The 20,912-nt window shown below is 72.8% G+C and carries 17 protein-coding genes and 3 tRNA genes; 4 read left to right on the forward strand and 16 right to left on the reverse strand.

Annotated elements, in window-relative coordinates; genetic code table 11:
• Nucleotides 1–94 precede the first annotated feature (94 nt).
• From L332_RS26955 to L332_RS26965, 3 genes are all read left to right on the forward strand, one after another.
• Nucleotides 95–167: transfer RNA gene (locus tag L332_RS26955), tRNA-Glu, on the forward strand.
• Nucleotides 168–208: 41 nt separating this feature from the next.
• Nucleotides 209–286 (forward strand) — tRNA-Asp (locus L332_RS26960).
• A gap of 74 nt (nt 287–360) precedes the next feature.
• A tRNA-Phe gene (locus L332_RS26965) sits at nt 361–436 on the forward strand.
• 53 nt (nt 437–489) lie between these two features.
• Here L332_RS26965 and L332_RS26970 read toward each other — a convergent pair.
• The 8 genes from L332_RS26970 to L332_RS27000 form a co-directional block, all read right to left on the reverse strand.
• Entirely contained in the window at nt 490–1,167 is a 678-nt protein-coding gene (locus L332_RS26970; RefSeq protein ID WP_021011461.1) for an NADPH-dependent F420 reductase, read from the reverse strand.
• A gap of 284 nt (nt 1,168–1,451) precedes the next feature.
• Entirely contained in the window at nt 1,452–1,586 is a 135-nt protein-coding gene (locus L332_RS30890; protein WP_268743640.1) for a hypothetical protein, read from the reverse strand.
• A 159-nt stretch (nt 1,587–1,745) separates the two neighbouring features.
• On the reverse strand, nt 1,746–2,189 hold the full coding sequence (locus tag L332_RS26975) for a pyridoxamine 5'-phosphate oxidase family protein (protein ID WP_021011463.1): 444 nt from the start codon (nt 2,187–2,189) through the stop codon (nt 1,746–1,748).
• 49 nt (nt 2,190–2,238) lie between these two features.
• The gene (locus tag L332_RS26980; protein WP_021011464.1) at nt 2,239–2,877 is read right to left on the reverse strand and encodes a 1-acyl-sn-glycerol-3-phosphate acyltransferase; all 639 of its coding nucleotides are present in this window, start codon (nt 2,875–2,877) and stop codon (nt 2,239–2,241) included.
• Nucleotides 2,874–3,968: a fatty acid desaturase family protein gene (locus L332_RS26985; RefSeq protein ID WP_031224235.1), complete on the reverse strand. Its 1,095-nt coding sequence runs from the start codon at nt 3,966–3,968 to the stop codon at nt 2,874–2,876. Before L332_RS26985 ends, L332_RS26980 begins: the two co-directional genes overlap by 4 nt.
• 213 nt (nt 3,969–4,181) lie before the next feature.
• Entirely contained in the window at nt 4,182–6,371 is a 2,190-nt protein-coding gene (locus L332_RS26990) for an acyl-CoA dehydrogenase family protein (protein ID WP_021011467.1), read from the reverse strand.
• A gap of 170 nt (nt 6,372–6,541) precedes the next feature.
• Complete coding sequence (locus L332_RS26995; RefSeq protein WP_021011468.1) at nt 6,542–8,008, reverse strand: amidohydrolase; 1,467 nt, start codon at nt 8,006–8,008, stop codon at nt 6,542–6,544.
• A gap of 45 nt (nt 8,009–8,053) precedes the next feature.
• Nucleotides 8,054–8,233: a hypothetical protein gene (locus L332_RS27000; protein ID WP_021011469.1), complete on the reverse strand. Its 180-nt coding sequence runs from the start codon at nt 8,231–8,233 to the stop codon at nt 8,054–8,056.
• 482 nt (nt 8,234–8,715) lie between these two features.
• Between L332_RS27000 and L332_RS27010 the strand changes: the two genes are divergently transcribed.
• Nucleotides 8,716–9,723: a GlxA family transcriptional regulator gene (locus L332_RS27010; protein WP_021011471.1), complete on the forward strand. Its 1,008-nt coding sequence runs from the start codon at nt 8,716–8,718 to the stop codon at nt 9,721–9,723.
• On the opposite strand, the gene L332_RS27015 is transcribed toward L332_RS27010, so the two are convergent.
• The 8 genes from L332_RS27015 to L332_RS27050 all read right to left on the reverse strand — a co-directional run bounded on the left by L332_RS27015 (nt 9,690) and on the right by L332_RS27050 (nt 20,787).
• The gene (locus tag L332_RS27015) at nt 9,690–10,724 is read right to left on the reverse strand and encodes a hypothetical protein (RefSeq protein ID WP_021011472.1); all 1,035 of its coding nucleotides are present in this window, start codon (nt 10,722–10,724) and stop codon (nt 9,690–9,692) included. The two genes, L332_RS27010 and L332_RS27015, sit on opposite strands and share 34 nt — an antisense overlap.
• A 149-nt stretch (nt 10,725–10,873) precedes the next feature.
• Complete coding sequence (gene treZ / locus L332_RS27020; RefSeq protein WP_021011473.1) at nt 10,874–12,598, reverse strand: malto-oligosyltrehalose trehalohydrolase; 1,725 nt, start codon at nt 12,596–12,598, stop codon at nt 10,874–10,876.
• Between the two features lie 69 nt (nt 12,599–12,667).
• Entirely contained in the window at nt 12,668–13,255 is a 588-nt protein-coding gene (locus L332_RS29615) for a hypothetical protein (RefSeq protein WP_021011474.1), read from the reverse strand.
• Between the two features lie 267 nt (nt 13,256–13,522).
• Nucleotides 13,523–15,844, reverse strand: coding sequence for a malto-oligosyltrehalose synthase (treY, locus tag L332_RS27030; protein ID WP_021011475.1), 2,322 nt, complete (start codon nt 15,842–15,844; stop codon nt 13,523–13,525).
• Between the two features lie 8 nt (nt 15,845–15,852).
• Entirely contained in the window at nt 15,853–18,096 is a 2,244-nt protein-coding gene (gene glgX, locus L332_RS27035) for a glycogen debranching protein GlgX (protein WP_021011476.1), read from the reverse strand.
• A gap of 66 nt (nt 18,097–18,162) precedes the next feature.
• A complete protein-coding gene (locus tag L332_RS27040) occupies nt 18,163–18,636 on the reverse strand; it encodes a YbaK/EbsC family protein (RefSeq protein WP_021011477.1) in 474 nt (157 codons plus the stop codon).
• Between the two features lie 19 nt (nt 18,637–18,655).
• Nucleotides 18,656–19,762 carry an ABC transporter permease gene (locus L332_RS27045; protein WP_144061101.1) on the reverse strand — a complete coding sequence of 369 codons (1,107 nt, stop codon included), beginning with the start codon at nt 19,760–19,762 and terminating at the stop codon, nt 18,656–18,658.
• A complete protein-coding gene (locus L332_RS27050; protein WP_021011479.1) occupies nt 19,759–20,787 on the reverse strand; it encodes an ABC transporter ATP-binding protein in 1,029 nt (342 codons plus the stop codon). The genes L332_RS27045 and L332_RS27050 overlap by 4 nt, the downstream gene beginning before the upstream one ends.
• Between the last annotated feature and the right edge of the window lie 125 nt (nt 20,788–20,912).

A 20,912-nucleotide genomic window follows, 5' to 3' on the forward strand; every position in this document is an offset into this window, starting at 1 on the left:
CCGCGCTCAAAGAAGCTGAGGCACGTCGGCCGGTTTGCACGCGGCCGAGGCGTGCGGTAACGTCTTCCCTCGGTAGTCATGTGCTCCGGCGCATGGCCCCATCGTTTAGCGGCCTAGGACACCGCCCTTTCACGGCGGCAGCACGGGTTCGAATCCCGTTGGGGTCACTCTCTCTCGGATTCGTCTGTACGATGGGTACTACCGGAATGGCCCTGTAGCGCAGTTTGGTTAGCGCGCCGCCCTGTCACGGCGGAGGTCGCGGGTTCAAGTCCCGTCAGGGTCGCCATTGCCCTGGCCCTCTCGAGAGAGAGGGCCTCGTGCAAGGGCGGGCGTGAGCCCGCCTCGGCTCCTCGAGAGCCTGGCTCTGTAGCTCAGTTGGTAGAGCGTTCGACTGAAAATCGAAAGGTCACCGGATCGATGCCGGTCGGAGCCACCATCGACAGCCCCCGCCACGGCGGGGGCTTCGTCGTTCCCGGTGCAGCGCCGGCGTTAGTCGCCGATGAGCGCCCGCAGCGTCGGCGCGTCCTCGTTGGCGCCGAAGGCCGGGAAGCCCGGCTGCAGCCGCAGGCCCGCCGCGAGCGAGTCGAGCACGACCGGGTCGAACCCGAAGTCGTCGACGAGCTGCGCGACGAGCGCGACGTCGTCGGCGCTGTCGCCCGCGACCGCGATCGCCCGCCGCTGCGGGCTCCCGGATGAGCGGGGCCAGTCGGCGAGGTCGTGGTAGCCCATGTGGTTGAACGCCTTCACGACGCGCGACTCGGGCAGGGACTCCTGCACGATCGTGCTCGTCGGCCGCTCGGGGTCGGTGAACTCGTCGCGGATGCCGTCCGTCTCCCACCAGTAGTTCATGGCGTCGACGACGAGCTTGCCGCGCAGCTCCGCGACGGGGATCCGGTCGTACTGACCGAGCGGCAGCGCGAGGATGACGACATCGGCCGCGCCGGCGACCTCGGCGGCGAGCATCGGCTCGGCACCCGGCGCCATGTACTCGGCGATGAGTCGGATGCGCGCGGGCGAACCCGACGCGGCGATGAGCGTGCGGTGGCCGGCGGCGAGCGAGTGCCGCGCGAGCACGGTGCCGATCTTGCCGGCCCCGAGGATGCCGATCGTGAGCGTCTCGCGGGGTCGCTCGGCGTCGGCGATGCTCGATGCGACCGTGTGCGTCATGCGGATGCTCTCCTCGTGCCGAGTGCTCGTCGTGCGGGTCGAGTGTGGCAACGCGGCCTGGAGGTTTCCCATTCCGCAGCTGCCGGTCGCCCGTAGGGTGCTGGCATGCGCGACACGGGTGTCGCATCCCGCCCCTGCCGTTCGTAGGCCTGATGACGCGGCCGACGCCTCGCGGGCGTGCCGCGACCCGGTCGGGGTGCGCCCGTTCACCTCACCGCGATCAGCGCCGTGCACACCGCGGCGCCGACGGCGCGCGAGACCGACTGGTCGCGGATCGTCGCGCTCTACGACCGGCTCGTCGCGCTCGATCCGTCGCCATCGTGCGGCTCGACCGGGCGGTGGCGATCGGTGAGGCCGACGGCCCGGCCGCGGCGCTCGACGAGGTCGACCGGGTCGCCGACGACCTCGACGGCTGCCACGCGCTGCACGCGACGCGGGCCGATCTGCTCCGGCGGCTCGAGCGCACCGCCGAGGCCGCGCGGCGTACGACCGCGCCCTCGAGCTCGCCGGCAACGCCGCCGAGCGCGCCTACCTCGCCCGGCGGCGCGACGAGCTCGCCGAGTGACCGCGCTCGCCGCTCAGTCGGTCGAGTCGACGAGCGGCTCTGCTGCCGGGTCGGGTTGCGGCCCGCGGTGGAAGCGGCGGCCGCTCACGCGCGAGAGCTCGATGCGCACGAACTCGCGCTTGACGCTCGGCACGAGCGGCCGGATGGGCAGTTGCTCGGCCTGCTCGAGCTCGCTGCTCGACTCGAGCCGGCGCGCCCTGCCGTGGGCGACAACGCTCCACGCCTCGCGCTCGCCGATGTGGTCGATCTCGAACACGACGTCGTCGGCGAGCAGCACCCCCGCGAGCTTCGTGCCCGGCGCGGTGCGGAACGTGATGTGCCGGCCGTCGGCGTGGTAGTTGACGGGGAAGACCTCGAGCGCGTCGGCGATGCGGAACGCGATGCGCCCGAACTCGAAGGCGCGCAGCAGCTTGAGGCACTCGTCCTCGCTGATCTCGATCATCCCGGCGGTGCTCATGGCCACATCGTGCCAAAGCCGCGCCGCCCGCGCCAGGGGTGCGGCCGCGTCAGCGCTCGCGCTGGGCCCGCTCCCCGCGCAGCCGCGCGGCGAGCCCGGCCTCGTCGGCGAGCCGCGGCTCGGTCGTCAGCTCGCGGTTGATGCCCACCTTGTCGGCGTAGAAGGCGCGGATGCGCTCCATGTCGGCCGGCACGTCACCCGTGAGCGCGATGGTCGGCCCGAGCCCCGTCGTGCGGGTCGTCGAGTCGACGAAGCCGAGCGTGACGGGCAGGCCGGCCTCGAGCGCGATGCGGTAGAAGCCGCTGCGCCACTGCTGCGACCTCCGGGTGCCGTCGGGCGTCACGACGATCACCGCGCGCGGATCGTCGCGCACGAGCGCGATGATGCGCTCGACGAGGCCCGACGGGTCGTCGCGATCGACCGGGATGCCCCCGAGGCGGTGCATCGCCCAGCCGAGCGGGCCCTCGAACAGCTCGCGCTTGCCGAGCCAGCGCACCGGCAGGCGCGCGTCCCACGAGATCGCGAGCATGAGCACGAAGTCGCGGTTGGAGGTGTGCGGGGCGCCGATGAGCAGCCGCGCGCCATCGACGGGCGGCTGCTCGCGCACGAGCTGCCAGGGGCTGAGCGCCCAGTGCAGCTGCGCGATCGCGTGACGGACAGGCTGCCGCTTCGGTGCCCTCCGGCTCATCGCCTCGTCGCCAGCATCGGGCACTCGAACGGGTCGCGGGCGGCGAGCCCGACGCGGTTCAGGTAGCGGACGACCGATGCGTACGCGCCGACCATGTTCGTCTCGGTGTAGGCGATGCCGTGCTCGCGGCAGTGGGCGCGCACGATCTCGCTCGCCGCGCGCAGGTGCGGGCGGGCCATGTTGGGGAACAGGTGGTGCTCCACCTGGTAGTTGAGGCCGCCCATGAGCGTGCTCATGCCCCAGCCGCGGATGTTGCGCGACGTCCTCACCTGCTTCGTGAAGAAGTCGAGCTTCGCGTCGCGGCTGACGGTCGGCATCCCCTTGTGGTTCGGGGCGAAGGATGCGCCCATGCCGATGCCGAAGACCGCGAGCTGCACGCCGAGGAAGGCGAGTGCCATGAGCGGCGGCATGACGAGCAGCAGGAACGTGATGAGCAGCGCGAAGCGGCCGGCGATGAGGCCGAGCTCGAGCCAGCGGCCCACGACCGGGCGGCGCTCGAGGAGCGTCGCGATCGAGCGCACGTGCAGGTTGGCGCCCTCGAACGCCAGCAGCGGGAAGAACAGCCAGCCCTGGCGCCGCGTGACCCAGCGCTGGATGCCGCGGGCCTTCTTCGCGTCGCTCGGCAGGAACGAGATCGTGTCGATCTCGATGTCGGGGTCGCGGCCGATCTGGTTGGGGTTCGCGTGGTGGCGCGAGTGCTTCGTCATCCACCACTGGTGGCTGATGCCGACGATGCCGGCGGCGAGGATGCGCCCGAGCCGGTCGTTCGCAGGGCCCGATCGCAGCACCTGGCGGTGCGAGGCCTCGTGCGCGATGAACGCGATCTGCGTGAGGACGACGCCGAGACCGGCGGCGATGAGCAGCTGGAACCACGAGTCGCCGAGCAGCACGGAGCCGACGAGCAGCCCCACGAGCGCGAGGCCGAGACCGGCCATGAGCCACGCGTAGAAGCCGACCCTGCGCTCGAGCAGGCCCGCGTCACGCACGGCCTTCGCGACCACCCGGAAGTCGGCGCGCGCTCCTCGCTCGGAGGGCGGTGTGGTGGCGCGGAGCTCGCCTTGCGTGCTCCTCACGGCGGTCATCGTGGTCATGGTGCCCCTCTCGGGCTCGTCGGCGACTTCCCAGCCGATGCGGGCCTGGTGACCTTCACGATCGTGACCCCGGATGCTTTACAGCGTATGGCGTACGCAATTCCGGAGGCCGCATACGTCCTGTGGATCGCGTCTGCATCCGCGGGCGCGCGGCCCGCGACGGCATCGAGGGGACCCGCCCTGCGGCGGATCTCCTCGATGGACGGCGGCGGCTCAGCGGGTCGCGAGCTCCGCGTCGTGCTCGTCGTCAGCAGCATCCGCCGACGGCGCCGACACCGAGTCGGCCGAGGGCGCCGACATGACGTCGGCCGGCGGCACGGGCGCCGCGCCCGCCGTCGCGATCGGCTGCGCCGACGGGTCGGACGCGCGCCCCCGCTTCTCGGGCACCGGAAGGGTGCCGGCGGCCCGGAGCTGCGCGTAGTGCGCCATCGCCTCGGCCTGGCGCTCGGCCTCGGCGCCGGTCGCGATGTGCGCGCGCAGGTGCTCGTCGCCGAGGCCGAAGGCCGCGGAGAGGTCGAGCGCGTGCGGCCGCAGCTTCTGCAGCAGCACCTCGATCGTCGAGGTCACGGCCTTCGAGCGGGCACCCGAGAGCCGGCCGTTCTCGAGGTGCCACGCGGCGTGCTCCTCGATGATCGTGAGCGCGAAGAGGTCGCGCACGTGCGTCATGACCTCCTTGGTCGCCGCGGGCATCCGCTCCACGGCCGCGTCGAGCGCGTCGTACTGCTGCAGCTCGACCCACGCGCGCGCGGCCTCGATGAGCTCGTGCTGCTCGTCGTTGAACGCGGCGGCGGCGCCGGCCTGGTCCTTCGGCGCGTTCCGCAGCCGGCCGGCGATGTCGGCGACCATCTGCTCGACGCGGTCCTCGAGCAGGTCGCGCTGCACGTCGCGGTCACGGAGCGCGAGCGACGACTTCTTGACGTTGCGGAGGTCGCGCACGTCCTGCGAGAGCGTGCGCAGGCCGACGAACGACGTCGCGCGATCGAAGAGCTGGTCGGCCGCGAAGCGGGCGATGTCGGCCTTCGAGGCGCCCTTGAACTGCTTGGAGAAGTCGCCGAGCAGGCGCTTGCCGACGAGCTGCAGCAGCACCGTGTTGTCGCCCTCGAACGTGACGTAGACGTCGAGGTCGGCGCGCAGCTGCACGATGCGGTTCTCGCCGAGGAAGCCCGCACCGCCGCACGCCTCGCGCGCCTCCTGCAGCGTGTCGAGCGCCTGCCACGTCGAGAGTGCCTTGAGCCCGGCGGCGAGCGTCTCCAGGTCCTCGCGCTCCTCGGGGGTGTCGGTGCGGCCCGAGAAGACGCCGTCGAACTTCGTCAGCAGGATCTCGTGCGCGTACGACTGCGCGTAGGCCTTCGCGAGCCGCGTGAACAGCCGGCGCTGGTGCCGGCGGTAGTCGAGCAGCACCTCCTCCTCGGCGTTGCTCGAGGCGTTGAACTGGCGCCGCTCGGTGCCGTAGCGGATCGCGATCGCGAGTGCAGCCTTCTGCGCGACGACGGCGGCGCCGTCGAGCGAGACGCGGCCCTGCACGAGCGTGCCGAGCATCGTGAAGAAGCGCCGGCCGGGGCTGGCGATCGGGCTCGAGTAGGTGCCGTCGGGCGCGACGTCGCCGTAGCGGTTGAGCAGGTTCGTGCGCGGCACGCGCACGTGGGTGAAGTGGAGGCGGCCGTTGTCGATGCCGTTGAGCCCGCCCTTGTAGCCGTCGTCCTCGCCCCCGACGCCCGGCAGGAACGCACCGTCGTCGTCGCGGAGCGGCACGTAGAACGCGTGCACGCCGTGGTCGACGCCCCGCGTGTGCAGCTTCGCGAAGACGACCGCGTGCTTGCCGTGGAGCGCGGCGTTGCCCAGGTAGTCCTTCCACGCACCGCGGAACGGCGTGTGGATGACGAACTCCTCGGAGGCCTCGTCGTAGGTCGCGGTCGTGCCGATCGAGGCGACGTCCGAGCCGTGGCCCGTCTCGGTCATCGCGAAGGCGCCCGGCACGTCGAGGCTGATGATGGCCGGCAGCAGCTCATCGTGGTGGCGCCGCGTGCCGAGGTGCAGCACCGCCGCACCGAACAGCCCGTACTGCACGCCCGACTTGATCTGCAGGCTCGGGTCGGCGAGCACGAGCTCCTCGAACCCGGCGATGTTGCCGCCGTGATCGTCGGCGCCGCCGAAGCGCTCCGGGAAGGCGGCGTGGACGGCGCCGTCGGCGACCAGCATGTGCATCTGCTCGAGCACGCGCTCGCGGTGGTCGGCCATCGTCAGGTCGTCGACGCGCTGGTAGCGGGGGTCGGCGACCTTGGCTCGCGCGGCGAGGCGGCGCTCGGCCCACGTGCCGAGCAGGTCGCGGCCGAGCCAGTCGACGTCGACCCGGCCCTGCGGGCGCGGGCTCGTCGAGCGCTGGCGGTCGGTGCGGTCGGCCATGGTTCCTCCTTCAGGACAGGACGGATGCGTCCTCACGGTAGGCACGACCCTCGAGACCGCGCGAGGGCGTTGGTCGCGACCGCAATCGCAGCCGGGGACGCCTCACGACCTGTTGTGTCGGATCCACAACGGTCCAACACATCCGCTGTCTGGGTCCGCAGGGTCTCGAGTCAACCCATCCCGTCGAAGATCGGCTCGCCCGCGACGAGCGTGAGCTCGACCGGCATGGCGCGCAGGGCCGCGGCGGCTCCGTGCGGGTCGTCGGTCGCGGGGAGCGGCGCACCGAGCACGACGAGGTCGGCGAGCTCGCCCACGGCGATGCGCGTGCGGCTCGATGCGGCGATCGCCTGCTCGAGCGAGAGCGCCTCCTCCGGCTGCCACGGCGCCTCGTCGCCGCGCGTGCGGGTGACGGCGGTCGCGATGCCGAGCCAGGGGTCGAGGGGCGTGACGGGAGCGTCGGAGCCGAGCACGACGCGCACGCCCGCGTCGACGAGGGAGCGCAAGCGATAGGCATCGCGCGAGCGGTCCGACCACAGCGAGGCCATGAGCTCGCGGTCGTCGAGCGCGTGCTCCGGCTGCACCGAGGCGACGATGCCGAGCCTCGCCATGCGCGGGATGTCGACGCCCGCGACGAGCTGCGCGTGCTCGATGCGCCCGCCGACGCCGGCGCGCTCGAAGGCGTCGATCGCCGCGGTGACGGCCGCATCGCCGATCGCGTGGACCATGGCATCGAGCCCGAGCTCGGCGGCCCGTGCGAGCAGCCGATCGAGCGCCTCGTCGTCGACGTTGCGCACGCCCCGGCCGAAGTCGCCGCCGTCGACCTTGGCGCTCGAGGTGCCGTACGGATGCGCGGTCCACGCCGTGCGCGTGCCGAGCGAGCCGTCGGAGATCACCTTGAGCCCGCCCACGCGGGCGCGGCCCGCGATGACGTCGCCCGAGCGCAGCCCGCGCTCGGCGGCGAGCTCGAGCTCGTCGGCGTAGATGCCGACGTCGACGCGCGTCGGTGTCGCCCGGCCGGGACGCATCCACTGCCCGACGGCGTCGCCGAACTCGAGGTCGACGACGCCGACGACGCCGCGCGATGCCGCGGCAGCCAGGGCGTCGACGACGTGGCGGTCGAGCGCGTCGGGGTCGAGCATGGCCTCGACGACGCCGAGCGCGGCGAATGCGGCGTCCTCGCGCAGCAGCGCACCGTCGAGCTCGAGCCCGAGGCGCGCGAGCATCGCGGTGTTCGGCCACGAGCAGTGGACGTCGCTCGAGACGACGAGCGTCGGCACCGAGCCGGTCGCCTCGTCGAGCAGCGCACGGGTCGGGGCGGCGGGCCAGAGGCCGTCGCGCATGCCGACGAGCACGAGCGGGTCGGGGCCCGAGTGGCGCACGACTGCCGCCGTCGCGATCGCGGCGGCCTCCTCGGCCGACTCCGCGGCGAGCACGCTCTGGCGCGTGCGATGCCGCGCCCACTGGCTCATGTGCGTGTGCTCGTCCCACAGCCCGGGGATGACGACCGCGCCCTCGAGGTCTCGGCGCTCCCCCGTCGACGGCGTCGATCCCGCCGGGCTGACGCGCTCGATCTCACCGTCGACGATGTCGATGTCGGTCAGGGAGCCGTCGAGGAGCCGGGCGTTCGCGAGTCGCATGGCTCCATTGTGGGGCCGCGGCGCGAGCCCGCCGTGCGCGCCGCGTCAGTGCGCGGATCGCGGCTCGCGGCGGCGCGCGATGCGCTCGAGATCGGGCTTCCGGCGCGGCGCCTGCTGGCGCAGGAGCACGACGACGGTCGCGAGCGATCCGACGGCGCCGATCGCGGCGATGACGGCGAGCCACGTGGGATCCGTGGCGACGCTGCTGGCCCAGGTCGCTTCCATGCGTCGATGATGCGCTCGCCGCCGCGCGAGCGCCAGGGGCCGATTCGCGGCAGACGGCCCGGCGATCGAGTGGCCGGGCCGTCTGCGGTCGGGATGCGGATGGGTCATCGGGCGGGCACCGCGCCGCCCCAGATGGCGGCGTCGATGACGGGCTGCGTCATCTGCGGCGCGAGGCCGTTGCCGGGTGCATCGAGGCGGTGCGAGACCTGCTCCTCGAGCGCGGCGGCGACGCGTCGCGCGTCGTGGTCGAGCGAGCGGTCGCGGAGCTGGGCGCTGCGCTCCGCATCGGTGGCGACACGGGCGCGCGCTGGCGGACCAGCGCGAAGACGGTGGCGACGATCGCGACGGCACCGAGGGCGACGAGGATGAGGAGCCAGGTGATGTTCATGGCAGGAAGTCTGCGCTTGCCAAGATCCCGCCACGAGTGGCAGAATCGTCAATGTCCGACAACATCCTGCCAATCACTCCGAGGGGGGCGCGCGATGCTCAAGGTGGCCTGCATCGTCGACGACGACGTCAGTGCGTTCGAGCTCGCAGTCGCGGGCGAGGTCTTCGGATACGACCGCACCGACCGAGGCGTGCCGCGGCACGACTTCCGCGTCGTGACGCAGACGCCCGGGCCCGTGCGCGTCGCCGGCGGGCTCGACCTGCCGATGATGGTCGAGCACGGGCTCGGCTTCGCCGACGAGGCCGACCTGCTCATCCTCACGCCGTACGCGCAGTGCGAGTACGACGGCGAGTGCTCGCTCGCCGTCTCGCGGGTGCTGCAGCGCGCCGTCGAGCGCGGCGCTCGCGTGCTCGCGCTGTGCTCGGGAGCGTTCGTCGCCGCGAAGGCCGGCATCCTCGACGGCCGGCGAGCGACGACGCACTGGCGGCACATCGACGGCCTCGCCGCGCAGTTCCCGCACATCGCGCTCGAGCGCGACGCGCTGTGGGTCGACGACGGACCCGTCACGACGAGCGCCGGCACGGCCGCGGCGATCGACGCGTCGCTGCACGTCGTGCGCCAGCTGCACGGCGCGCAAGCCGCCGCGGTCATCGCCCGCTCGATGGTCGTGCCGCCGCTGCGCGACGGCGGCCAGTCGCAGTTCGCGGTCGGGCCGGTCGCCGAGCAGCGCGCCGAGACGCTCGCGCCGCTCATCGACTGGATGGTCGCGCACCTCGACGAGGAGCACACCGTCGCCTCGCTCGCGCGGCGGGCGAACCTCTCGGAGCGAACGTTCGCGCGCCGGTTCCGCGAGGAGCTCGGCACGACGCCCGCCGCGTGGCTCACGTCGCAGCGCGTGCAGCGCGCGCAAGCGCTGCTCGAGGCGACCGACCTCGGCCTCGACGTCGTCGCGCAGCAGGCGGGGTTCGGCACAGCTGCGCTGCTGCGGCACCACTTCACGCGGCAGCTGCGCGTCTCGCCCTCGGCCTACCGACGCCGCTTCGCGGTGCCGGAGACGGCCGCGGCGGCTCAGCCGAGCGCGCTCCAGCCCGGCGGCATGTAGCCCTCCGCCTCGAGCACGAACCGGCCGAGCGGCGTCGGCGGGCGCTTCTGGATCTTCGGCACCGACGAGCGCAGCTCCTTGAACGGCTTGCCGTACACCGTCACCTCGCGGCGATCCTCGAACTCGATGCCGGGCCTGGGCATCGGGATCGTCAGCACGCGACCGGTCGCCCACTCCGGCTCCGCCGGCATGACGGGCTGCAGCTCGATCGCGCGGCCGTCCGGGAACATGAAGCCCCCGAAGGCGACAGGGTCGCCGCCGTCGACGGGCGTGAGCCACCGCATCCAGACGCCCGGGTCGAACTCCGGCAGCTCGGCTGGCGCCGCCTGCTCGACGGCTCGGCGGCTGCCGACCCGCCAGCGCTCGTAGGGCACGGCCTCGGCGTGGTCGCCGAAGGCGCGCGGCGCGAGCAGCCGCAGCTGGACGACGGCGTCGCCGGCCTCGATCGCCGCGACCGCCGCGTCGAGCCCCTCGACGGGCTCGGCCTCGTAGTGCCACGGGTGGAGCGACTTGCCGTAGGCGGTCGAAGGCTCGATCCAGAGCGTCTCGCCGCCCTCGTCGAGCTCGACCTCGACGCGCAGCGCGGCGCCACCCTCGTCGAGCGCCCACAGGCCGAACGGGTTGACCGGCTGATCGCCCTCGCGCTCGAGCGGCGGCTCCTGCGGCAGGAACGCCTCGGCGTCGGAGGCGATCAGGAGGTCCTGCTCGCCCGACTCCCACTCGTCGTCGAGCGTCGCGTCCTCGCGCACCGGCGCCGCGGGCGACTCGAGCTCGAGGTCGACTCCGATGAGCCAGCCGATCTCGGCATCGCTGTCGACCACTTGCTTGACGAGCGTGCTGTAGACGCCGGCGGGGATCTCGCCCGCGCCCTCGGGCACGCGGAGGTAGGTGCGGCGCTGCCCCATCGGATGGTTCGAGAGGCGGATCTCGACGATCGGGCCGCGACGCGACTCGAGGTAGCCGACGTGCGGGAAGGAGAGGTCGCCGACGAGCTGGGTCACGCGTCAACGGTAGCCCGGTCTCGATACGCCCGGCCTGCGGCCGGGCTACTCGACCAACGGGCGGAGGGGCGGCCTGCGGCCGGGCTGCTCGACCGACGGGCGGAGGAGCGGCCCGCGGCCGGGCTGCTCGACCGACGGGCGAAGGGGCGCTAGGCGAGCAGCGCGCCCGAGCCGGGCGGGAGCGTCAGCTCGCCCTCGAGCGCGACGTCAGGGTGGGTCGCGAAGCGCAGCTCGGTGCGAGCGACCGCGACCGTCTGCGGCTCGCGAGCGACGTTGATGACGATCTCGACCGCATCCGCCATGCCCGCTCGACGCACGAGGCGCAGCACGCGCCGCTCCTCGTCGACCTCGACGCGGTTGCGCGAGTAGTGCGGGTCGGTGAGCGCCTCGAGCTCGCGCCGCAGCCTCGCGAGCTGCCGGTAGCCCTCGAGCACGCGCGCGTGGCGCCCGCCCTGCGGCTCCGACCAGTCGAGCTTCGAGCGCTCGAACGTCGCGGGGTCCTGCGGGTCGGGCACGACGGCCGGGTCCCAGCCCATCTGCTCGAACTCCTCGAGCCGGCCCTCGGCGGTCGCCGTGCCGAGCTCGGGCTCGGGGTGCGACGTGAAGAACTGGAACGGCGTCGACGCCGCCCACTCCTCGCCCATGAACAGCATCGGCGTGAACGGGCCGGCGTAGAGCAGCAGCGCCGCGCACAGCAGCTGCGACTCGTCGAGCACCTCGGTGATGCGATCGCCGCGAGCGCGGTTGCCGATCTGGTCGTGGTTCTGCGCCGACACGACGAGCCGCCACGACAGCGAGCGCTCGACGTCGATCGGGTGCCCGTGGTCGCGACCGCGGAACGACGAGTAGGTGCTGTCGTGGAAGAAGCCGCGCTCGAGCGCCTTGCCGAGCGCCGCGAGCGGCTCGAAGTCGGCGTAGTAGCCCGCCGTCTCGCCCGTGAGGGCGACGTGCACGCCGTGATGGAAGTCATCCGACCACTGGCCGTCGAGGCCGTAGCCGCCGCCCTCGCGCGGCGTGATGAGCTTCGGGTCGTTCATGTCGCTCTCGGCGATGAGCTCGAGCGGCCGCCCGAGGTGCGCGGCCAGCGCCGCCGTCTCGATCGCCATCTCCTCGAGGATGTGCGTCTCGCCCTCGTCGTGGAGCGCGTGCACCGCGTCGAGCCGCAGCGCATCCACGTGCATGTCCTCGAACCAGAAGCGCACGTTGTCGAGGATGGTGCGGCGCACCTCCGGCTCGGCGAGGTTGACGTGCTCGCCCCATGTCGAGCGGCCCGCGCTCGAGAGGTAGGGCCCGTAGAGCGGCAGGTAGTTGCCCGAGGGCCCCAGGTGGTTGTAGACGACGTCCTGCACGACCGCGAGCCCCGCGGCGTGCGCGGCGTCGACGAAGCGCTGGTAGGCGTCGGGGCCGCCGTAGCCCTCGTGCACCGCGAACCAGGCGACGCCGTCGTAGCCCCAGTTGTGCGTGCCATTGAAGGCGTTCATCGGCAGCAGCTCGACGTGCGTGACGCCGATCTCGCGGAGGTGGTCGAGCCGGCCGGCGGCCGCCTCGAGCGTGCCCTCAGGCGTGAACGTGCCGACGTGCAGCTCGTAGATCACGCCGCCCGCGATCGGCTTGCCGGTCCAGCCCGCGTCCTGCCAGGCGTGGGCGGATGCGTCCCACACGCGGGAGCGCTCGTGGACGCCGCGGGGCTGGCGCCGGCTGCGCGGATCGGGCCGCACCGCGTCGTCGTCGTCGATCTGGAAGCCGTAGTCGCCGGCCGGCGCGAGCGCTTGCCACCAGCCGCCCTCGGCGCTCGTCATCTCGACGGACTCCTCGTCGGCGACGACGCGCATCCGCTCGGCGTTCGGCGCCCAGACCCGGTATTCGTGCAGCATGCAAGCAGGCTAGGGCGGCCGCCCGCCGCGAGCCTGCCGGTTGCCTGGGAGCCGCTCGGCTCGGTCTCGCTACCGCTGCGCGGAGCGCGCGGCGAACCACTCGTTGGCCGCCGGCAGGAAGAGCAGCACGACGCTCAGGATCGAGATGAGCGAGCCGAAGTTGAGCCCCTGGCCGGAGGCGAGCGACGTGACGATGCCGATCGCGGCGAGCACGGCGAGCACGATGCGGGCCCAGTTGCGGCCCTTCGTGGCGAACAGGAGCACGACGACCTGCGCCACCACGAGCACGGCAGCCACGGCGACGAGCGCGCCGACGACGCCGAGCGCCCCGGGCTCCCCCGCGCCCGCGAGCGCGAGCAGACCGATGAGGGCGAGGCCGATGCCGATCACGCCGAGCACCACGCCTGCCCACTGGATGCCGAGGCCCCACTTGACGACCGCCGGCATGGGCATCCCGGCGCCGTACGACGCGGGCTGTCCGTGCTGCCCGCCCTGGCCGTAGGGCGCGTAGCTCACCGGCTGCTCGGCGTAGGGCTGGCCCTGCTGGGGCTGCCCGTACGGCGCCGGCGATCCGTACTGGCCGGACTGCCCGTGCTGGGGCTGCTGCCCGTATCGCGGCTGCTGCGGGTCTTCGGGCGTGGGCGCGTCGTGCTGCATGAGGGCAGGCTATGCCCCTGCTGTGCCGAGCGCACCCTCCGGTGCCGCGGCGCGCCGACCCGCGGCGGAGGGGCCGAGCACACCCACCAGCAGCCCGACCCCTCCGGCGGCGACGCGACCGGGCCGGCGCCGCGATGAATGCGGCGCGAGCCGAGCCGCGAGCTCCAGCGCGCGATACTCGCACATCCTAGTAACAGCGTCTGCGAACGCGCCGAGAGCATGCCCGTCGCTGAGCGATCAACCCCGGTCGAGCGAGCCGGGGCGCCGTCAGTCGGCGCGCGTGAGGAGCGCGACCGGCAGCGTCGAGAGGAGGTCGGCGAGCCGGGTCTCCCCGCCCCGCAGCTCCTTCGTCGTCAGCAGCTCGCGCCAGCGGCCCTCTGGCAGCTGGATCGTCGTGTCGCCCCAGCCGCCGCGCTGGGCGAGCCCGATCGGCAGTCGCGTCGCGACCGCGATCGCACCGCCGCGGTCGAAGGCGATCGCGTGCGCCGCAGCCTCGCCGTGCAGCAGGATCGGCGCGTAGTCGGCGAAGCGCTCGGGGTGGTCGCGACGCAGGCGCAGCGCCTCGCGCACGAGCCGGGTCTTCGCGACCTCGAGGTCCCACCCGCCCGACAGCGGCGAGCGCGCGGACTCGCGCAGCGCATCCATCCGTGCCCAATCGATCGGGCGGCGGTTGTCGGGGTCGACGAGCGACTGCTCGAGCGCCTCGGAGCCCTGGTAGACGTCGGGGAAGCCGGGGATCGTGAGGCTCAGGAGCTTCGCGCTCAGCACGTTCGCGCGGAACCCGGCGTCGGTCGACGCGAGGAACGCCTCGACGTCGCCCCTCGCGGGCTCCCGCAGCACTTGCCGCACGAGCTCGGTGAGGTTGGCCTCGAACTCCGCGTCGGGGGCCGTCCAGTGCGTGATGTCGTCGGCCTCGCGCGACGCCTTCTCTGTGTAGGCGAGGAGCCGCTCCTCGCTCGCCGGCCACGCGCCGACGATCGCCTGCAGCAGCAGGTTGACGAAGGGCCGGCCCTGCTTGGGCGCGAAGACGAGCAGCTTGTCGAGCAGCGCCTCCCACTCCCCCGGCACCTCGGAGATGGTCGTGATGCGCGCGCGCACGTCCTCGCCGCGCTTCGTGTCGTGGGTCGAGAGGGCGTTCATGGCGAGCGGCCACTCCTGCTGGCGCTGTGCCATCGAGGTGTGGAACTCCTCGACGCCGACGGCGAACACCTCGGGGTCGCCGCCCACCTCGTTGAGGCTCGTGAGCCGCGAGTAGCGGTAGAACGCGGTGTCCTCGACGCCCTTCGCCATCACCATGCCGCTCGTCTGCTGGAAGCGCAGCGCGGCGGGCTGCTCGGGGTTGCCGAGCACGGGCAGGAGCGCATCGATCGTGGCGGCGAGGTCGGGCCGGTGCTGCTTCGCGAGCTCGGCCGCCCGGCCGAGGTGCTCGCGCCCCTCGGGCAGGTAGGAGCGGTAGACGGGGAAGCACGCGAGCAGCTCGGCGATCGCGTCGGCGGCGTCGGCCGGCGCGCCGCGGTCTCCCCACGCATCCGCCGCGCGCACCTCGCGCTCGAGCCGCAGCACCTCGGCGCGCAGGAGACGATCGGCGATGCCGCGCTTCGTGCCGTGGATCATCTCGGCCCAGTCGACGCGCTCGCCGCCGCGCAGCCGCGCGTCGAGCGCGTCGAGCGGCTCGGCCCCGGCGGGGTCGGTGAGCACGCGGTCGATGAGCCCGAGCGTGTCGTAGCCGGTCGTGCCGGCGGTCGCCCAGCGCGGCAGCTCCTCCCCCGGCTCGAGGATCTTCTCGACGAGCACGAACGCGCCGCCCGTGAGCCGGTCGAGGTCGTCGAGGTAGCCCGCGGGGTCGCGCAAGCCGTCCGGGTGGTCGACGCGCAGGCCCTGCACGAGCCGCTCGTCGAACCAGCGCGCGATCTCGGCGTGCGTCGCCTCGAAGACCTCGGGCAGCTCGACCCGCACGGCGGCGAGCGTCGAGACCGCGAAGAAGCGCCGGTAGTTCAGCTGGTCGTCGCCCTGCTTCCAGTGCCCGAGCCGGTAGTGCTGCCGCTCGAGCACCTCGTGCGGCGTGCCCTCGCCGGTGCCGGGTGCGATCGGCAGCCGCGTGTCCCAGTACCGGAGCGCCTCGCCGCCGTCCTCGATGGCGAGGTGGCCGACGGTGCCGTCCTCCGACCAGTCGTCGTCGCCGACGATCGGCAGCAGCAGCTTGCCGCCGCCCGCGTCCCAGTCGACGTCGAAGTACGGCGCGATCGCGCTCTCGCGCCCCTCTCGCAGCAGCTGCCACCACCACGCGTTGTGCTCGGGCACCGCGACGCCCATGTGGTTCGGCACGATGTCGACGAGCACGCCCATGCCGAGCCTGCGCGCCTCCTGCGCCACCGCATCCAGTCCCTCGGAGCCGCCGCGCGACGCGTCGATCCGCGCGTGCGAGACGACGTCGTAGCCGTGGTTCGAGCCGGGCTCGGCGTCGAGGATCGGCGAGAGGTACACCCAGTCGACCCCGAGGTCGGCGAGCGCCTCGAGCCGGGCGGCCGCGTCGAGGAGCGTGAACTCCTCGCTGATCTGCAGTCGGTAGGTGCTCTGCGGCGCGTGCACGGATCTCCTCAGTCCTGGGGTTCGGATGCGTCGGCGGCGACCGTGGGGATCGCACCGGTCGCGAGACCGTTCGTCGCCGCGATCGAGGCCGCGACCGAGAAGTCCTGCTCGACCGGCGGCCGGTGCTCGCGGAGCACGAGCAGCGCGCGCGGCGCGATGCGGAGCGCGGTGCCGGCATCGACGCGGCCGTCGTGCGGCTCGTGCGCGCCGGTGTCGATGAGCACGTCCCACGCCTCCGAGTACTCGCTCGGCGGCAGCGTGAGCTCGCGCTCCTCGTCGGAGGCGCTGCAGTAGATGAGGAAGTGGTCGTCGACGATCCGCTCGCCGCGCTCGCCGCGGCCGGCGATGCCGTGGCCGTTCAGGTACATGCCGACGGTCTTCTCGCTCGCCGCGGCATCCCAGTCGCCGTCCTCCATCGGGGTGCCGTCGCCGCGCAGCCACACGATGTCGTTGAGCCGCTCGCCGTTGCCCGTGCGCACCGTCGTGCCGGTGAAGAAGCGCTTCCGGCGGAAGGTCGGGTGGTCGTGGCGCAGCTGCGCGATCGCGGCCGTGAACTCGATGAGCGGCTGGTCGATCGCCGACCAGTCGATCCAGCTGAGCTCGGAGTCCTGCGCGTAGGTGTTGTTGTTGCCCTGCTGCGTGCGGCCGAGCTCGTCGCCGTGCAGGATCATCGGCACGCCCTGGCTCAGCAGCAGCGTCGCGAGGAAGTTGCGCTGCTGGCGCGCGCGCACGGCGAGGATCTCCGGGTCGTCGGTCGGCCCCTCGACGCCGTAGTTGTAGGAGCGGTTGTGGCTCTCGCCGTCGTTGCCGTCCTCGCCGTTGGCCTCGTTGTGCTTCTCGTTGTAGCTGACGAGGTCGCGGAGCGTGAAGCCGTCGTGCGCGGTGACGAAGTTGATGGATGCGACGGGCCGGCGACCCGAGTGCTCGTACAGGTCGGCGGAGCCGGCCAGGCGGCTCGCGAACTCCCCGAGCGCGGTCGGCTCCCCGCGCCAGAAGTCGCGCACCTGGTCGCGGTACTTGCCGTTCCACTCCGTCCACTGCGGCGGGAAGTTGCCCACCTGGTAGCCGCCCGGGCCGATGTCCCACGGCTCGGCGATGAGCTTGACCTGGCTGATCACCGGGTCCTGCTGCACGAGCTCGAAGAAGGTCGACAGCCGGTCGACGTCGTAGAACTCGCGCGCGAGCGTGGAGGCGAGGTCGAAGCGGAAGCCGTCGACGTGCATCTCGGTCACCCAGTAGCGCAGGCTGTCCATGATCATCTGCAGCGCGTGCGGGTGGGCGACGTTGAGGCTGTTGCCCGTGCCGGTGTAGTCCATGTAGAACTGCTCGTCGCCCTCGACGAGCCGGTAGTAGGCCTGGTTGTCGATGCCGCGCCACGAGAGCGTCGGGCCCATGTGGTTGCCCTCGGCGGTGTGGTTGTAGACGACGTCGAGGATGACCTCGATGCCGGCGGCGTGCAGCGCCTTCACCATCGCCTTGAACTCCTGCACCTGCTGGCCGCGCTCGCCCGTCCCCGCGTACTCCGCGTGCGGGGCGAAGAAGCTCAGGGTGTTGTAGCCCCAGTAGTTGCGCAGGCCCTTCTCGAGCAGCACCGCGTCGTGCACGAACTGGTGCACGGGCATGAGCTCGATCGCCGTCACGCCGATCTTCTGCAGGTGGGCGATGATCGACGGATGCGCGAGGCCCGCGTAGGTGCCCCGGAGCGCCTCCGGCACGTCGGGATGGGTCTGCGTGAGCCCCTTGACGTGCGCCTCGTAGATGACCGTCTCGTTGTAGGGCGTGCGCGGGTAGCGGTCGCCGGTCCAGTCGAAGAACGGGTTGATGACGACGCCCTTGACCATGTGTGGCGCGGAGTCGTCGTCGTTGCGGCTGAGCGGGTCGCCGAAGTTGTAGCTGTGGAGCGGCTGGCCCCACTCGATCGTGCCGCTCGTCGCCTTCGCGTAGGGGTCGAGGAGCAGCTTCGCGGGGTTGTGCCGCAGGCCTCGCTCGGGCTCGTAGGGGCCGTGCACCCGGTAGCCGTAGCGCTGCCCGGGCTGCACGCTCGGGAGGTAGGCGTGCCAGACGAAGGCGTCGACCTCGCTCAGCTCGACGCGGGTCTCGACGTCGTCGTCGTCGAAGAGGCACAGCTCGACGCGCTCCGCCGACTCCGTGAAGATGGCGAAGTTCGTGCCGGTGCCGTCGAAGGTCGCGCCCAGCGGGTAGGGCTGGCCGGGCCAGACCTGGAGCTCGGAGGCGGAAGCGGTGTCAGTCATCGGGCTGAGTGTATGGCGGGGCTCCTGTGGCGGGGCTGGAGGTCCAGCACCGCTGCTCCCACCGCACTAGTCGCCGACCACGCGCTCCTCGCCGCCCGTGATGCGCAGCAGCTCGGCGTAGGTCAGCATGAAGACGGTGTCGGCCGTGCCGGCCGCCGCCGAGAGCTGCTCGTAGTCGGCGAGTGCGACGTCCACGATCGTGCGGATGGGCGCGGGGTGCCCGAGCGGCGCGACGCCGCCGATCACCTGGCCGGTCGCGGCTCGCACCTGCTCGGGCGTCGCGCGCTCGATCGGCCCGTCGCCGAGCTGCGCGGAGAGCGCGGCCGTGTCGACGCGGTGGCGACCCGACGTCATCACGAGCAGGGGCGCATCCGCCATCCAGAAGATGAGCGAGTTGGCGATCGCGCCGACGTCGATGCCGAGCGCCGCCGCCGCGGCCTTCGCCGTGTGGGTGCCCTCGGGGAAGCGGATGATCTCGCGGTCGATGCCGAGCGCGGCGAGCTCTCGCCGGATGGCCTCGGCCCTGGGAGGCAGCGTCATGCCCTCATCATCGCGGATGTCACGCGATGCGGCTGCCGGGCGCGAGCGTGCGGGCGGGGGCGCGCACGGCGCCGATCGCGCCCCACACCGCGAGCGCCGCGAGCGCGAGGTGGATGGCGAGGCCGACGAACCAGCTCGGCACCGTGCGCTCGTAGACCTCCTCGGCCGTCTCGCCTTGCCACGCCCCGCTCGGCAGGATCTCCGGGCACTCCTCCTGCACCGGCTCGAGCTGGGCGTAGCGCACGCCGCTCGCGATCTGGCCGAGCAGGTCGTCGGGGTAGCCGCTCGCGTCGAAATGCGGCGGCACGGCGTCGGCGAGGATGACGTAGGGGTTCGCGGCGAGCAGCGGCCACACGCGATCGGGCCGCGGCACGGTCGTCTCGAACGTGCGATCGGTGACGCGGCACGTCGTCGCATCGGTCGTCTCGTCCCAGTCCCACTCGACCTCGTTGTAGGTCTCCTCGCTCTGGAACGCGATCGTCGCGACGCCGAAGCCGATGAGCGTGCCGACGCTGAAGAACGCGACGACGAGGTAGGTGACGACCGTCGAGAGCACGGGCCGGCGGATGAGCCCGGAGAGCCCGACGCCGATCGCCGAGACGACGCCGATCTCGACCACGACGACCGGGATCGCGACCGCGACCGCCTCGATGCGCAGCCCGCCGAGCAGCGCCGAGCCGAGCATGAACGGCGCGCACACGAGCAGGAAGCCGAGCGAGGCGATCCACGCACCGAGCACCTTGCCGAGCACGAGCTGCCCGGCCGTCACCTGCGTCACCTGCGTCGCGGCGAGCGTGCCGCCGTCGCGGTCGCCGTTGATGGCGTTGCCGCTGAGCGCGGGCGTCACGAGCGAGGTGACGAGCATGACGAGGAAGATCGTGGTCGAGAAGATCGCGCCGCCGAGGTCGCGCTGGTAGTCGGCGAGCGACAGGAACAGCACGACGATGACGCCGCCGACGACGAGGCCGACGACGACGAGCAGCACGTACCAGGCGACGCTCCGCACGCGCTGCGCGAGCTCGAGCCGCACGACCACGCCGAGCATCCGCATCCACGCCCCGAACCCGCGCGCGGGAGGCTGCACGGGCGCCGGCGCCTCGGGAGGAAGGGTCGCTGTCTGGCTCATCGGCGGCCTCCCGCGAGTCCGAGGTAGGTGCGCTCGATGTCGCCGACGGCGGGCGCGAAGTGGACGATCGGCACGCCCGCGGCCACGAGCCGCTGCAGCAGGTCGGCGGCGTGCTCCTCCCGGTCCAGCGCGATGAGGGCGACATCGCCCTCGAGCCGCACTCGGTCGAAGGCCACGCCGATGCTCGCGAGCTGGTAGCTCAGCGCCCGCGGGTCGAGCGCGCGGACCCGCCACTCGCGAGCCGCCTGCCGGGCGAGCACGAGTCGCTCGCCGCCGACGACCTCGCCGCGGTCGACGAAGACGGCGTCCTGCGCGATCTCGTCGAGCTCCGAGAGGTCGTGGCTCGAGATCAGCACGGTGCCGCCCGCGGTCGCGAAGCCGCGCAGCAGCTCGCGCAGCTCGAGGCGCGAGGTGGGGTCGAGGCCGGCGGCCGGTTCGTCGAGCAGCAGCACGCGCGGGCGGTGCACGAGCGCGCGAGCGAGCCCGAGCCGCTGCTGCTGGCCGCGCGAGAGCACGCGGCTCGGCCGGTTCGCGAGCTCCTCGAGCCGCGCTTGCACGATGAGCTCGTCGGCGCGGTCCCGCGCGACGCGCTCCGGCAGCCCGTGCAGGCGCCCGACGGTGACGAGGATCTGTCGCGGCGAGAGCGTGCGCCACGTGCCGAGTACGTCGGGCATCCACCCCATCGCACGCCGCACGGCCCGCGGGTCGCGCACGGGGTCGGCGCCCGCAACGCGGATCGCGCCGGCGTCGGGGGCGAGCAGCGACGCGAGCATGAGCATGAGGGTCGTCTTGCCCGCGCCGTTCGGGCCGATGAGCCCCGTCACCCGGCCGGGCTTCGCGTGGAAGGTCATCGCCCGCACCGCGTGCACGCCGCCGAAGCTGCGCCGGAGCCCGTCGACGACGATGCCGTCGGCGGCGAGGTCGACGCCGTCGTGCGGGCGCGCGGGGTCGATGGCGACCGGGTCGACGAAGACGGGGGATGCCGGCAGCGGCTCGGGCGCGCCGGGGCTCGCGGGCGCGCTCATCGTGGGCGCCGGCGGCAGGAGGGACGATCCATAGCCACATCCTGGGGCTCGCGCCCCAGGAGCGGAACAGGCTCGCCCGAAGATCATCCTCTGGCGTGACGCGCGCACGGCCGCTCGAGGCGGCG

The sequence above is a fragment of the Agrococcus pavilionensis RW1 genome (genome assembly GCF_000400485.1).
In the GTDB taxonomy this organism is placed as follows: domain Bacteria; phylum Actinomycetota; class Actinomycetes; order Actinomycetales; family Microbacteriaceae; genus Agrococcus; species Agrococcus pavilionensis.

What these genes read in the sequence shown, in the direction of transcription:
- L332_RS26985 (WP_031224235.1), bottom strand. Translation starts at nt 3,968, where the DNA reads ATGACCACGATGACCGCCGTGAGGAGCACGCAAGGCGAGCTCCGCGCC.
- L332_RS29615 (WP_021011474.1), bottom strand. Translation starts at nt 13,255, where the DNA reads ATGCAGCACGACGCGCCCACGCCCGAAGACCCGCAGCAGCCGCGATAC.
- L332_RS26975 (WP_021011463.1), bottom strand. Translation starts at nt 2,189, where the DNA reads ATGAGCACCGCCGGGATGATCGAGATCAGCGAGGACGAGTGCCTCAAG.
- L332_RS27050 (WP_021011479.1), bottom strand. Translation starts at nt 20,787, where the DNA reads ATGAGCGCGCCCGCGAGCCCCGGCGCGCCCGAGCCGCTGCCGGCATCC.
- L332_RS27045 (WP_144061101.1), bottom strand. Translation starts at nt 19,762, where the DNA reads ATGAGCCAGACAGCGACCCTTCCTCCCGAGGCGCCGGCGCCCGTGCAG.
- L332_RS26970 (WP_021011461.1), bottom strand. Translation starts at nt 1,167, where the DNA reads ATGACGCACACGGTCGCATCGAGCATCGCCGACGCCGAGCGACCCCGC.
- L332_RS26980 (WP_021011464.1), bottom strand. Translation starts at nt 2,877, where the DNA reads ATGAGCCGGAGGGCACCGAAGCGGCAGCCTGTCCGTCACGCGATCGCG.
- treZ (WP_021011473.1), bottom strand. Translation starts at nt 12,598, where the DNA reads ATGCTGCACGAATACCGGGTCTGGGCGCCGAACGCCGAGCGGATGCGC.
- L332_RS27010 (WP_021011471.1), top strand. Translation starts at nt 8,716, where the DNA reads ATGCTCAAGGTGGCCTGCATCGTCGACGACGACGTCAGTGCGTTCGAG.
- L332_RS27000 (WP_021011469.1), bottom strand. Translation starts at nt 8,233, where the DNA reads ATGGAAGCGACCTGGGCCAGCAGCGTCGCCACGGATCCCACGTGGCTC.
- L332_RS27040 (WP_021011477.1), bottom strand. Translation starts at nt 18,636, where the DNA reads ATGACGCTGCCTCCCAGGGCCGAGGCCATCCGGCGAGAGCTCGCCGCG.
- L332_RS26990 (WP_021011467.1), bottom strand. Translation starts at nt 6,371, where the DNA reads ATGGCCGACCGCACCGACCGCCAGCGCTCGACGAGCCCGCGCCCGCAG.
- glgX (WP_021011476.1), bottom strand. Translation starts at nt 18,096, where the DNA reads ATGACTGACACCGCTTCCGCCTCCGAGCTCCAGGTCTGGCCCGGCCAG.
- L332_RS26995 (WP_021011468.1), bottom strand. Translation starts at nt 8,008, where the DNA reads ATGCGACTCGCGAACGCCCGGCTCCTCGACGGCTCCCTGACCGACATC.